13 protein-coding genes are annotated in these 13,010 nt (G+C 68.8%); 5 read left to right on the top strand and 8 right to left on the bottom strand.

Going from position 1 to position 13,010, the window contains the following annotated elements; genetic code table 11:
• The first annotated feature begins 27 nt into the window (after positions 1 to 27).
• A complete protein-coding gene (locus LYSHEL_RS07795; RefSeq protein WP_213437358.1) occupies positions 28 to 765 on the top strand; it encodes a DUF3800 domain-containing protein in 738 nt (245 codons plus the stop codon).
• 119 nt (positions 766 to 884) lie between these two features.
• Here the strand turns inward: LYSHEL_RS07795 and pdeM are convergent, their stop codons facing one another.
• From pdeM to LYSHEL_RS07815, 4 genes are read right to left on the bottom strand one after another with little or no spacing between them, the layout of a single operon-like run.
• Complete coding sequence (pdeM, locus tag LYSHEL_RS07800; RefSeq protein ID WP_213437360.1) at positions 885 to 1,523, bottom strand: ligase-associated DNA damage response endonuclease PdeM; 639 nt, start codon at positions 1,521 to 1,523, stop codon at positions 885 to 887.
• Positions 1,516 to 3,972 carry a ligase-associated DNA damage response DEXH box helicase gene (locus LYSHEL_RS07805; RefSeq protein ID WP_213437362.1) on the bottom strand — a complete coding sequence of 819 codons (2,457 nt, stop codon included), beginning with the start codon at positions 3,970 to 3,972 and terminating at the stop codon, positions 1,516 to 1,518. Before LYSHEL_RS07805 ends, pdeM begins: the two co-directional genes overlap by 8 nt.
• Before the next feature lie 35 nt (positions 3,973 to 4,007).
• Entirely contained in the window at positions 4,008 to 5,612 is a 1,605-nt protein-coding gene (locus tag LYSHEL_RS07810; RefSeq protein ID WP_213437364.1) for an ATP-dependent DNA ligase, read from the bottom strand.
• Positions 5,612 to 6,613, bottom strand: a complete 1,002-nt coding sequence (locus LYSHEL_RS07815; protein ID WP_213437366.1) for a ligase-associated DNA damage response exonuclease — start codon at positions 6,611 to 6,613, stop codon at positions 5,612 to 5,614. The genes LYSHEL_RS07810 and LYSHEL_RS07815 overlap by 1 nt, the downstream gene beginning before the upstream one ends.
• Positions 6,614 to 6,695: 82 nt before the next feature.
• On the opposite strand from LYSHEL_RS07815, the gene LYSHEL_RS07820 reads away from it, so the two are divergent.
• Together LYSHEL_RS07820 and LYSHEL_RS07825 are read left to right on the top strand one after the other, a co-directional pair.
• The gene (locus LYSHEL_RS07820; protein ID WP_213437368.1) at positions 6,696 to 7,088 is read left to right on the top strand and encodes a hypothetical protein; all 393 of its coding nucleotides are present in this window, start codon (positions 6,696 to 6,698) and stop codon (positions 7,086 to 7,088) included.
• 11 nt (positions 7,089 to 7,099) lie between these two features.
• Entirely contained in the window at positions 7,100 to 7,570 is a 471-nt protein-coding gene (locus LYSHEL_RS07825) for a hypothetical protein (RefSeq protein ID WP_213437369.1), read from the top strand.
• Between the two features lies 1 nt (position 7,571).
• Here LYSHEL_RS07825 and LYSHEL_RS07830 read toward each other — a convergent pair whose 3' ends face one another.
• Complete coding sequence (locus LYSHEL_RS07830; protein WP_213437371.1) at positions 7,572 to 8,339, bottom strand: hypothetical protein; 768 nt, start codon at positions 8,337 to 8,339, stop codon at positions 7,572 to 7,574.
• Positions 8,340 to 8,522: 183 nt separating this feature from the next.
• On the opposite strand from LYSHEL_RS07830, the gene LYSHEL_RS07835 reads away from it, so the two are divergent.
• The gene (locus LYSHEL_RS07835) at positions 8,523 to 9,104 is read left to right on the top strand and encodes an EF-hand domain-containing protein (protein ID WP_213437373.1); all 582 of its coding nucleotides are present in this window, start codon (positions 8,523 to 8,525) and stop codon (positions 9,102 to 9,104) included.
• 177 nt (positions 9,105 to 9,281) lie between these two features.
• On the top strand, positions 9,282 to 11,210 hold the full coding sequence (locus LYSHEL_RS07840; protein ID WP_213437375.1) for a PAS domain-containing hybrid sensor histidine kinase/response regulator: 1,929 nt from the start codon (positions 9,282 to 9,284) through the stop codon (positions 11,208 to 11,210).
• Positions 11,211 to 11,219: 9 nt separating this feature from the next.
• Here LYSHEL_RS07840 and LYSHEL_RS07845 read toward each other — a convergent pair whose 3' ends face one another.
• From LYSHEL_RS07845 to LYSHEL_RS07855, 3 genes are all read right to left on the bottom strand, one after another.
• Positions 11,220 to 11,768, bottom strand: coding sequence for a DUF3016 domain-containing protein (locus tag LYSHEL_RS07845; protein ID WP_213437377.1), 549 nt, complete (start codon positions 11,766 to 11,768; stop codon positions 11,220 to 11,222).
• A 52-nt stretch (positions 11,769 to 11,820) separates the two neighbouring features.
• Positions 11,821 to 12,054 (bottom strand): hypothetical protein, encoded by a 234-nt coding sequence (locus LYSHEL_RS07850; protein WP_213437379.1) that lies wholly within the window; start codon positions 12,052 to 12,054, stop codon positions 11,821 to 11,823.
• Between the two features lie 129 nt (positions 12,055 to 12,183).
• The gene (locus tag LYSHEL_RS07855) at positions 12,184 to 12,882 is read right to left on the bottom strand and encodes a glycosyltransferase (protein ID WP_213437381.1); all 699 of its coding nucleotides are present in this window, start codon (positions 12,880 to 12,882) and stop codon (positions 12,184 to 12,186) included.
• Between the last annotated feature and the right edge of the window lie 128 nt (positions 12,883 to 13,010).

Genomic DNA, 13,010 nt, shown 5'->3' on the forward strand with positions numbered 1-13,010 from the left:
CACGCCCGTCCGCCGCTTGGCTTGCGCGTGCCCCCATTCTCCGACTACATCGTCTTTGCCGACGAAAGCGGTGACCACGGACTGGAGCGCGTTAATCCGCAATATCCGGTCTTCGTCCTGTCGTTCTGCATCTTCCAGAAGACCCAGTACGTGGAGCGTGTGGTTCCGGCCATCCAGCGCTTCAAGTTGCGCTATTTCGGCCATGACCAGGTAGTCCTGCACGAGCGCGACATCCGCAGGGACCTGGGCCACTTCAAGGCGCTCAAAAGGGCCGACGCGAAGGCAGCGTTCCTGGAAGAACTTACCGGCATCATGCGAGATGCGGAATTCGGGCTCGTCTGTTCGGTCATCGACAAACAGCGCCTCAAACGACGGTATGCCGCTCCACGCAACCCTTATCACGTCGCATTGGCTTTTGGCCTGGAGCGCGTGCATGGATATCTCGCGGCGCGAGGACAGTCGGCGGTGACACACGTCGTCGTCGAACGACGTGGCAAGCGGGAAGACGCCGAACTGCAAGCGGAGTTCGATCGCATTTGCGCCGGGAGCAACTTCAATGGAGCACACCTCCCGCTCAGGCTCGTTTTCGCCGGGAAGCAAGCCAACGCCACTGGCCTGCAGATGGCCGACCTGGTGGCAAGGCCTGTCGGAATGCGTACCTTGCGGCCCACGCAAGCCAATCGCGCATTCGACGCGTTGGCAGGCAAATTCCACCGCAATCGGCGCGGTGAATCGAAGGGCTGGGGCTTGAAGGTGTTTCCGTAGATAACAAAAGGCCCCGACGCGCGCGCCAGGGCCAGTTGCCGACCGAGAATCCCCAGTCCGGCGCGGAAATTAGCGCGATCGGCCCACAGGATCAAGAGCGAATTGTCGCGCAGATCGAATCATGTCACCCGCAGCAACGAGTCGTGGATGCACGCCACCAGCGACTCCCCTGTCGCAACCCTCGGCGTGCGCCCACCCGTGAATGCCGAGAACGCGGGCAGCACCAACGTCCGCGCCTGCAACCAGAACGCAGGCCATCGCCCCGGCAAGCCTTCCACTTTCAATGTCGGATGCAAATGCCCGCACAGCACGTGCCCGGGCGCATGCGGATCTGGTGCGTGCCGCAACGACAAGGCGCCGTCTTCGACCGCGTCGCCCAGCAATTGCAAATCGAGGCCCGCGCGCGCCAACGCGCGGTCGTGGTTGCCGGCAAGCACGCCGAATTCCAGCGCGGGCCAGGCATCGCGGAACGCCTCCCACCCGCGGCGCCATTGCGGCGAATCGATCGCGCCATGGAGGAAGTCGCCCAGCACCCACACGCTGCGCGCCTGCGTGGCGTCGACGAGCGCCGCGATGCGTCCTAGGTCGTGCTGCGTGCCGCCACTTGGCATCGCGATGCCGGCCTGGCGGAAGATGTCGGCCTTGCCCAGGTGCAGGTCGGCGAGATAGAGGCGTTCGCGCGCGGGGCGATACACCGCGCGGTCGGCGAGCAGCAGGAGGGTTTCGCCTGCGACATCGAGGGCCATCGACTCAGCCATGGCGTTTTTCCAGTTGCTCCGCCACGCGGGCGACGCGGGCGCGCCAGTCCTCCGTGCTCAGGTGTGCGCGCTGGCTTTCGGCCCACAGCGGGAACGATAGCGGCGTCAGCGACTTCGGGCGATGCAGCGCCACCGGCCGCCGCGCGCAATCGGCGAGCACGTGTGCCAGGTGCACGACGTCCAGTTGCTGCGCGAACACTTCGCGTTGCGCCTGCGCAAGCAGCAGGTGATCGGGGTCGTGCCGCGCGAGCACGTCGTAGAGCAAGCCACTCGATGCCTGCAACTGCCGCAGCGAGCGCGGCGCACGCCCCGGCAGCGATGGCGGCAGCAAGCCGGACACGCGCGCGATCTCGCGAAACTGGCGGCGCGCGAGCTCCGTGAGGTTGAAGCTGTCGGTGAGGTCTTCCACGAGCGCGTCGGGTTGCAGCAATGCATGGATCAGCGCGGCGTCGACGTCCGCGTCGGCCTGCACGGACAACACCAGGCCGTAGTCGTTGGCCGTGAACGAAAACGAGTTCGGCGCGCGCCGGCCCCAGCGCAATGCGAGCAGCGCGGCGAGGCCTTCATGCACGGCGCGCCCCGCGAACGGATACAGGAACAGGTGCTTGCCGTCGCGCGCCCGCACCCATTCCGCCAGCAGGTGATCCGGGCCGGGCAGGGCGGACAACGCGTGTTGCAGGCGCAGCAGCGGCGCGAGGGCGCGCACTTCGGGGGCGTCGCTTTCACCGGCCGCCACGCGCGCGAACACGCGCTCCACCTCGCGCCCCAATTCCCCCGACAACGGCATGCGGCCGCCCTGCCACTTCGGCACCATGCCGTCGGCACGCTTCGCCATGCGCACCTGCGCGGTCATTTCGTGCAGGCGCACGAGTTCGAGCGTGCGCCCCGCGAACTGGAAGCGATCGCCCGGCCGCAGCCTGCCGATGAAGTTTTCCTCCACCGAGCCCAGGGCGCCGCCGCGCAGGAACTTCACCGCCACGCTCCCATCGCTGGTGATCGTGCCGATGGACAAACGATGGCGGAACGCGACCTTGCGGTCCTCGACGATGTAACGCCCGTCGTCGCCGCGCACCACGCGCCGATAGTCGGGGTAGTGCGCGAGCGCGCTGCCGCCCTGCACAATGAACTCGATGACGGCTGACCACGTGCGCGGATCGAGTTCGGCGAACGCATGCGTGCCGCGGACTTCGTCGTACAGCGCGTCGGCATGGAAGCCGCCCCCCAACGCCAGCGTCACGCAATGCTGCGCGAGGACGTCGAGCGACAGGCGCGGCGGCGTGCGCGGCTCGATGCGGCCGTGGGCGAGCGCATCGCGCGCCGCGGCGTACTCCATCAGTTCCAGCGCATGCGTCGGCACGCACACGACGTGCGCCGGTTCGCCCGGGCGATGGCGCGCGCGCCCCGCGCGTTGCAGCAGGCGCGCCATGCCTTTCGGGCTGCCGAGTTGCAGCACCTGGTCGACGGCCGGGAAATCCACGCCGAGATCGAGGCTCGACGTCGCGACCACGCAACGCACCGTGCCTTCGCGCAACCCCTGTTCGGCGGCGCTGCGCAACTTCGGGTCCAGCGAGCCGTGATGCAGCGCCAGCGTGCCCTGGTCCTCGGGCCACACCGCGGACAATGCGCGATGCCACAGCTCGGCTTGCGAACGCGTGTTGGTGAACAGCAGGCTCGTGCGTTGCGACAGCAGGCGGTCGATGACGCGCGAGAGTTGCACGAGGCCCAGGTGACCGGCCCACGGGAAGCGTTCGCCCGCGTCCGGCAGCAAGGTTTCGAGCGTCAACGCGCGCGGCGGCAATCCGGAGACCAGCGCGGCATCCGGCGCGTGCGGCAGCAACACATCGCGCGCTTCCCCGAGGTTGCCCAGCGTCGCCGACAAGCCCCACGTGCGCAGCGACGGCGCAAGCGCACGCAGGCGCGCCAAGGCCAGCTGCAACAACACGCCCCGCTTGTTGCCGAGCAACTCGTGCCACTCGTCGACGACCACGGTGCGCAGGCCGGCGAACTGCGCCGCGGTCTCCGGATACGACAGCAGCAACGCCAACGATTCCGGTGTCGTCACCAGGGCATCCAGTTGCCCCGCGCGCGCCAGGCGCTTGTCGCGCGCGCTCGCATCGCCGGTGCGCAGGCCGATGCGCCAATCCAGGCCCAGCGCATCGACCGGCTCGCGCAACGCGCGCACCGTGTCGGTCGCCAGCGCGCGCAGCGGCGTGATCCACAGCAGGCGCAACGTACGCGGCGCGTTCTTCTTGCGCTTCACCGGTCCGTCGGCGCGCGCGGTCTCCAGTACATCCAGCAACGGACCGCCGAAGGCCGCAAGCGTCTTCCCGCTCCCTGTCGGCGTGTGCAGCAACCCCGATTCCCCGGCGAGCCACCGCGCCCACACCTCGCGCTGGAACGGCAGCGCACGCCATCCCTGCGCATCGAACCACGCCTTCAACGGCGCCATGCGGCGCGGCGTGACGTCCGGTCGCCGCGCGGCCGTCACCGGGCGAGCGTCCGCAACGTGTCGAGGCGATCCGCTTCCGCTGCAGGCTTGTCGTGCCGCCACCGCAGGATGCGCGGGAAACGCACCGCTATGCCGGACTTGTGGCGCGTCGAACGATTCACCGCTTCGAAGCCCAGCTCGAACACGTGCAGCGGCGTCACCGACCGCACGGGCCCGAAGCGCTCGAGCGTGTTCGCGCGGATCCAGCGATCCAGTTGCAGGATTTCCTTGTCGTCGAGCCCCGAGTACGCCTTGGCGACGGGCACCAGCGCATCGCCGTCCCACAGCCCGAACGTGTAATCGGTGTAGAGCGCGCTGCGCCGGCCATGTCCCGACTGCGCATACAGCAGCACGGCGTCGATCGTGAGCGGCGCGATCTTCCACTTCCACCAGTCGCCGCGCTTGCGGCCCACCTGGTAGGGCGAAGCGAGGCGCTTCAGCATCAGGCCTTCAACGCCGCGCTCGCGCGCGTCGTCGCGCAGGCGCGCGGCCTCGGCCCAGTCCGGCGTCGCGACGCGCGGCGACAACACCATGCGCGGATCGGCGTGGGAGGCGAGCAAGGCTTCCAGCATCGCGCGTCGCTCCGCGAGCGGCCGTTCGCGCAGGTCTTCGCCATCGCGTTCGAGCAAGTCGTACACCAGCACCCGCGCCGGCGTATCGGCGAGGATCTTCGGCCCCGGCTTGCGCCGCTGGATGCGTGTCTGCAGCGCGGTGAACGGCAGCGGCGCATCGCCTTCGCGCCAGCCGAGCAGCTCGCCATCGAGGACCGCATCGCCGGGGAGCGAGGCGAGCGCGTGTTCGATCTCCGGGAAACGCCCATCCAGGCGCTCCTCGCCGCGCGACCACAACGCGATGTCGCTGCCGCGGCGGATCAGCTGCACGCGGATGCCGTCCCACTTCCATTCGAGCAACCAATCCTCGATCGGCCCGAGCGTGTCGGGCTCGGCCTCCAGCGGCGAGGCGAGGAAGAACGGATACGGTTGCGCGCGATCGCCGGGCAGTTCGCCGGGCGTAAGCAGGTCGCGCAGGAAGGCAGGCGAGGGCGCCCAGGTACCCAGCATGCGCTGTGCGATGCGCGCGATATCCACGCCGCTCAATTCGGCCAGCGCCTGTTGCACGAGGCGCTGCGAGACACCGACGCGCAACGCCCCCGTCAGCAGCTTGTTGAAGGCGAGCCGTTCGTCGAACGCGAGCGTCGACCACGCCGATGTCACCAGTGCGCGCCGGGTCGCTTCGTCCTGGCCCGCGACGCCGAGCAAGCGTTGTTCGATCCACACGTGCAGCGGCGTGTCGTCCTGCAACGACGGCGGGGGATCGTCCAGCAACAACGTCAGCGTTTCGGCGAGATCGCCCACATGGTGGTAACTTTTTTCCACCAGCCACGCCGGATTGCCGCTCGCACTGGCGACCCAGTCGCGCAGTTCGTTCGTGCCCGCGATCTTCGCGCGCGCCCCGCCGATCTTGCCGCCGGCCAGCAACCACAAGGCCCACGCGGCGTCCTGCGGCGGCGCATCGCGGAAGTAATCCACCAGCGCCGCGCGCTTGTCGCCGGTCGCGGTGCTGCGATCCAGGCGCCGGTACAGGGCCGCGAAGCGGCGCATCAGTCTTCGCCACCGAACTGCGTATCGAACACACCGGTGGCGATGCCGGCTTCGTTCAGCGCGCGCACGATCGCATCGGTGTTGCCATGCGTGGCGATCACGCGGCTGGCGCCGGTATCCCGGATCGTGCGCAGCAAGTCGGGCCAGTCGGCGTGGTCGGAGACGACGAAGCCGCGATCGTGGTTGCGTCGCCGCCGGTTGCCGCGCAACCGCATCCAGCCCGACGCGAACCCGGTCTGTGCGTGCTTGAAGCGTCGCATCCATGCACTGCCCGCGGCGGACGGCGGTGCGAGCACCAGTTCGCCTGCGAAGTCCGCACCTCGTTGTTCGTCCGACACCAGCCGCGTCTCGAGCAACGGGATCCCGCATTCGCGATACACCTGCACGCCCGCCGCGATCGCACCATGCAGCCACGCCGGCCGATCGGTGAACGCCATCAGTTCCGCGAGCACGCGCTGCGCCTTGCCCAGCGCGTAGCAGAACAACACCGCCGCCTCGCCGCGTTCTGCGCATTCCTCGCGCCATTCGACGATCTCGCGCGCGACGTCCGGCGTGTGCGGCCAGCGATACACCGGCAACCCGAACGTCGCTTCGGTGATGAACGTGTCGCACGGCACCACTTCGAACGGCGCGCACGTCGGATCCGGCTGGCGCTTGTAGTCGCCCGACGCCACCCAGGTTTCGCCGTCGACCTCGATGCGCACCTGCGCCGACCCGAGCACGTGGCCCGCCGAATGGAAGGACACGCGCGCATCGTCGAGCACGAACGTTTCGCCGTATTCGTGCGCATCGATGCGCTCGTCGCCCAGGCGCCAGCGCAGGATCGGCAGGCCGGCGGCGGTGGCGTGGTACTCGCCCATGCCGCCGCGCGCGTGGTCGCCGTGGCCGTGCGTGATGACGGCGCGCGGCACCGGCCGCCAAGGGTCGATGTGGAAGCGGCCGGCCGGGCAGTACAGGCCTTCCGGGCGCATGACGACGAGGTCGCGGGTGGGGTGGGGCATCGCCGCAGTGTCCGGGGCGGGCGGTGTGCCGGGCGTCAGTACGCGCTCGACGCGAGGCCCGCGCCTGCCTATGCTCGGCGGCATGCACAAGGACGATGACTACGCATTGGACCTGCGGCGCCAGGGCGACGGCCTCCGGGCGACGGTCGCCGGCAAGCGCACGCTGGCCAACACGATCGCCTACTGGACCAGCATCGTGGCGGAAGTCGCGAAGCACAGACCCAAGTGGCTGTTCGTGTGCGACCGGCTGCAGGGCCACGAACTGGCGATCGACGAGTGGCGCAGCCTCGTCGAACGCATGACGGGCCAGGGCCTGGAAGGCATCCGCATCGCGCACGTCAAGCCGAGCGGCATGGATCACCTGGAGTATTGCGAAATCTTCGCGCGCGAAGCGGGCATCGATGCGCGCGCATTCGCCGACACCGGCGTCGCCGAACGCTGGCTGCGGTACGGGGTGGACGACAACGTCGCCTGAGGAGGGCTTCGATGCGCATCGCACTCGTTGTGTTGTGGTTCGTCGCAACCGCCGCTGCGGCCGCACCGCCGCAATCCAGCGCGAAGGCCACGTTGCTGTCCGGTCCCTGGACCGGGCATTCGACCTGCGTGGACAAGGTGCGCCATCCCGCGTGCAAGGATGAAACGATCGTGTATCGCTTCGTGCGCAGCGCGCCGCACGTCGCGATCCTCTACGCCGACAAGATCCTCGCGGGCAAGCGCGAACCGATGGGCGCGCTGCGCATGCAGCTCGGTGCGGACGATCGCAGTGCGGGCGCGCATTTCACGTGGGGACGCGGCACCGGCACCTGGGCGTACACGATGACGGCGGACACCACGCTCACCGGCACGCTGAAGGACGATCCGGGCGGGGCGCTCGCGCGCAACGTCGACGCGCACCGCGTCGACGACAAGGCGCTGCCCGCCGCGCCGCCATTGGCGGACTACGGCGAGCCGCACTGAGTCACGTGGCGGCGTCGGCCACCACGCCGCCGCGCCACTTCATCCGCAACCAGATCGTCTGCGCGATCAGCACGATCGCGAGCAGCAACGCGATCCATGCCGCCGTGCTCGCGCCCGGCAGGTCCCAGCCCGATTGCTTCACGTACACGGCCACCAGGCCCCACGCCGCGGCGCCCGCGTAGTCCACGTTGCCGCGCATGCGCGCATTCGCCCACAACAGCAACGCAGCCAGGCCGACGAAGAGCGCGATGCTCCACGGCAGCATGTGCGTCGTCGGCAGCCAGCCGTACGCGACGATGGTCTGCGCGAGATCCAGGAACGCCGCGACCGACAGCCAGCCCGCGTGCAACGACACCGGCGTCCACGCCCACAACCACTGGCGCGGCAGGCGGGTGGCGTCGTCGGTCAGCACGATCGCCGCGCGCAGCAGGCAGACGAGCGCCGCGATGATCACGACCAGGCACACGCCGAAGTGGCCCATCGAGAACAGCGGCATCCAGACCGCGGTCAACGCGAAGCCCGCCGCGGTCAACGGTGCGATGCGATCGAGCGTGGCATCGCCGCGGCGTTCGCCGGTGGCCTGCCAGATCCCGTAGAGCACATCGAGGAGGAAGATCACGCCCCAGATCGCGAAGGCGAAACCTGCGGCGACGACCAGCGTGGGGTATTGCCCCGAGATCGCCCCGTTGTCGGGCCCGAACGCCCCGCGTTGCGAGAAGAACGCGACGATCGGCATCGCGAGCGACAGCAGCAGGACCAGCAGGCGCATGGCGGGGCTCCGCGTTGGAAGATCCCTGAACGTACCAAGCAGCCGTGATCGTGGCGTTTGCGCATTCAAACCGGTGAACGTGAATGTCCCGACCACGGCTGCAGAGCTTGGCCCCCGGAATTGACGCCCCCCTTACCGAATGCGGCGCACCCTCGCCGCTCTTTCAAGGCTGGAGTCAAAACGATGACCCGCAAGACCCTTACGTTGATCCTGATCTCCATGCTCGGCGGCGCCGCGCTTTCCGGCAACGCGCTGGCCAAGGACGATGCGAAGTTCAAGATGATGGACACCAACAACGACGGCAAGATCAGTGCGTCGGAACATGCAGCGGGCGCCACCAAGATGTTCGCCGGCATGGACAAGGACAAGGACGGCTTCGTCACCGCCGCCGAGATGGACGCCTATTCGGCCGACATGTGGAAGGGCAAGGGCGACAAGATGGGCGCCGACAAGGGCAAGGACGCGAAGATGGCCGACCACGGCCACATGATGTCGTCGGCCGACAAGATCGCCTCGATGGACACCGACGGTGACGGCAAGCTCTCCGCCGCGGAACACGACGCGGGCGCCGCGAAGATGTTCGGCGAGATGGATGCCGACAAGGACGGCAACGTCACGCACGCCGAAATGGAAGCCGGCATGAAGATGATGATGGGCGACCACGCCGGCATGGACCACATGGACCACATGGACAAGGCCAGCAAGCCGGCCGACGCGTCCAAGCCGCCGGCCGCAGCCGCGACCCCGGCGGACGGCAACAAGTAACGATTGCTGAAGCGTGATCGACGACGGCGCCGCATTCCAGGACGGGATGTCGGCGCCGCCTGCGTTGTGAAGACGGATTAACGTGTGCGATGGTCCAATCCCGCGCGGAGTCCAGGGGTCTGGCTCCCGGGAGCGATGCGCATCGGGCCACGCCCGGCGCGGGGGGATGAGTCGAACATGTGGCGCAACACCAGCAAGCCGCCGGCGGGATTGCCGGACTGGCAGCACGACAACGCGCTCTTCCGCCGGCTGGTGGAAGACGTGCCCGACTACGGGATCTTCCTGCTCGATCCCGACGGCATCGTGCGCACCTGGAATGCGGGCGCCGAAAACATCAAGGGCTACTCGGCGGGCGAGATCATCGGCCGCCATTTCTCCGCGTTCTACCTGCCCGAGCAGATCGAAGCGCATTGGCCGGACCATGAGCTGCGCGTTGCGCGCGAGACCGGCCGCTTCGAAGACGAAGGCTGGCGCGTGCGCAAGGACGGCACGCAGTTCTGGGCGAACGTCGTCATCTCCCGCATCCTCGGCGACGACGGGCACCTCGTCGGCTTCTCCAAGATCACCCGCGACCTCACCGCCAAGCGCAAGCAGGACGAACTCCTGCGCCGCAGCGAGGAACGCTTCCGCCTGCTGGTGGAAGGCGTGCGCGACTATGCGATCTTCATGCTCGATCCCGACGGCAACATCGCCAGCTGGAACGCGGGCGCGCAACAGGCGAAGGGATACTCGGCCGAGGAAATCATCGGCCGCCATTTCTCCGTGTTCTATCCGCCGGAAGTGATCGCGAGCGGCTGGCCGGAGCGCGAACTCCAGATCGCCCTCGAACAGGGCCGCGTGGAAGACGAAAGCTGGCGCCTGCGCAAGGACGGCTCGCGCTTCTGGGCCAACGTGGTGATCACCGCGTTGCGCGACGACTCGGGCCGCCACATCGGCTTCGCCAAGGTCACGCGCGACATGAGCGAGAAGCGCCGCGTGCTGGCGCTGGAAGACGAAGGCCGCCGCATCACCACGTTCCTGGCGATGCTGGGCCACGAACTGCGCAATCCGCTTGCGCCGATTTCCAACGCCGTCTCGATCATGCAGCTGGAGCCGCTGGCGTCCGAGCGCCTGCGCATGTGCCGCGACGTCATCGCGCGCCAGGTCGTGCAGATGACGCGCCTGGTGGACGACCTGCTCGATGTCGGCCGCATCACCGCGGGCAAGATCCACCTGGAATCGGCCGCGGTCGAACTGGGCGGCGTGATCGACGAAGCGATCGAAGCGATGGATCCCTTCGCGCGCAGCCGCGAACACACCATCCGATTTGGACGGGAGGTGTCGCCCGCCTGGGTCCGCGGCGATCGCGCGCGCCTGCTGCAGATCGTGAGCAACCTGCTCAACAACGCGGTGAAGTTCACCGGGCGCGGCGGCCGCATCGACGTCCACCTGCGCCGCGTGGACGACAAGATCGAGGTGGCGGTGCGCGACAACGGGCCCGGCATCGCCGAGCACCGGCTCGCCGACATCTTCAACCTGTTCGTGCAGGGCGACCAGGACACGGCGCGCACGCAAGGCGGCCTGGGCCTCGGCCTGAGCCTGGTGCAGCAGCTGGTGACGCTGCATGGCGGCGAAGTCAGCGCGTACAGCGCGGGGTTGGGCAAGGGCGCGGAATTCGTCGTGCGCCTGCCGGCGACCGCGGCGCCCAGCGGTGTCACCCGCGATGCGGCGCACCCGTCATTGCCGCGCGCGCGGCACGTGCTGGTGGTCGACGACAACCAGGATGCGGCCGATACGCTCGCGGCCTTACTGCAGGGCCTGGGCTTCCATGCGCAGACGGCCTATGACGCACGTGGTGCGCTGGCGGCCTTGCGCGTGCTCATGCCGGACGTGGCGTTCCTCGACATCGGCTTGCCGGACATGGACGGCGCGACGCTCGCGCAACGCATCCGCGAGGAATTCCCGGAACCGCCGGCGCTCGTCGCGCTGACCGGCTACGGCCAGCCCAGCGATCGCGAACAGACGCGGCAGGCCGGCTTCGTCGACCATCTCGTCAAGCCATTGAGCGCCGACATGCTGATCAAGGCGATGGCGCAGTTGTTCCCGGGCGACACGCAGGTCGCCTGACCCGTCGCTTCAGCGCGTGCGCGTGCCGAACTCGCGATAGACCCAGCGATCGATCATCCGCTTCTCGTAGCGCAGCGGATCGCTGCTGGACAGCGGTTGCGGCCCGTTGAGGTACGCCAGGTCCGAGATGCGCCGTTCGCCTTCCGCGATGACGGTGCCATTGGCGTCGTAGTGCTTGAACTGGACGTCCATGCGCGGCGGGTACAGGTCGCGCATCACGCGGATGTCCTGCGCGTTGCTGAACATCCACTCGTACTGGCCCGCGCGCGTGATGTCGAGGATGTCGATGTCGACGCGCTCGCCGGCGGGCAGCGCGCGTTGCGTGCTTTCCTGCACGTAGCGCGCGAGCTTCTCGACCCAATCACCCTGCGCGGCCAGGTAGCGGTTCTGGCTGTGGCGGATCTCGGTGAATTCCGCCGGGTCGTTCCAGCGCACCGCCACCGCCGAGCCCGTGGGCAACGCGCGGGGGAGGGCGGGATCGGTGACCAGCGCCGGCCCGGTGGACGCGCAGCCTGCGAGGGCGGCGGCAAGGAAGGCGACGGCAACGAGGCGTTTCATGGGGGTGTCCTGCGGAGTCACACAGTCAGTGTGCGTCCGCGCGCGTCCCGGTTCAACGCGGCTGGACACCGGTCGTCGGCGCGGCCGGCGAGGGATCGCGCGACGCGTCTGCGGGGTCGAGCGGCGGCAGCGGATCGGGCGGCAACAGCGAGGCATCCGGCGCGCGGTGCGCGACGTCGTTGCATTCGGCCACGGGCTCGGCCGATGCGCGATGCAGCACCACGCCGCCCACGCCCGCCGCGCCCACCAGGATGCCGCCTACGAAGAGCAAGGTACTTCGCACCATGTACGGACAGCTCCTGCGCGCTCTTGCGCCAAGTCGAAACCGGCCGCGATGCTCTCCAAAGCCGCTTCGCCATCGCGTGAAAAACGGCTCGCGAGGCTGAACGCCATCGCACGCGAAACGCGCGCTGAATCAGTGCCGGCGTCGTGCGTACCAGAGCGCGAGCGCATCGCGCGAGCGCAGCACGCGGCGCCCGCCCAGCGCGAAGCGCAACATCAGGCGGAAGTGATCCAGCACGCCGAAGGTGCGCAACTTGCGGTCGGACGTGTGCACCGCTTCGCGCAGGATCGCGATGCGCCCGATGCGTGCGAGCGCGCGGCTGAAGACGACGTCTTCGGCAGCGTAGTAGCTTTCGTCGAACCCGCCGGTGGCATGGAACGCCGCGCGCGTGCAGAACACGAAGCAGCCCGGTGTCACGTGCGTCCAGCGGAAGGCCTGCATCAGCAGCGCGGTGAACGCGCGGACCGGCCAGGCGACGTTGCCGGACAGGCGCACCGCGCAGCCGCCGCCGGCGGCGCCCGCGTCCAGCGCAGCGTTGGCGGCGCGCAGCAGCGCCGCGTTGACCAGCGTGTCGGCATCGACGAAGCACAGGCGTTCGCCCGTGCTGGCCGCCGCGCCGGCGTTGCGCGTGGCGGCGATGTGGCGGAACGCGACGGACACCACGCGTGCGCCGTGCGCGCGTGCGACCTCCGCGGTGGCGTCCGTCGATGCGTCGTCGACCACGACGCATTCGTAATCGAAGCCTGCGTCGCGCGCGGCGGCATGGAGGGCGTCCAGCGTGGCGCCGAGCAACGGCGCCTCGTCGTGCGCTGGAACGATGAAGGACCACATGCGGCGATCATCGCATGCACGCAATCAAAGCTTCACCCCGCATCGACTTCGCCGAACGCGCGGTGATCGCGATCCGTGCACGGCCCCGCGTTTCATCCGCGATTCGCGCGCCGGCACCAACACTGCGC

The organism is Lysobacter helvus (assembly GCF_018406645.1).
Lineage (GTDB): Bacteria > Pseudomonadota > Gammaproteobacteria > Xanthomonadales > Xanthomonadaceae > Noviluteimonas > Noviluteimonas caseinilytica.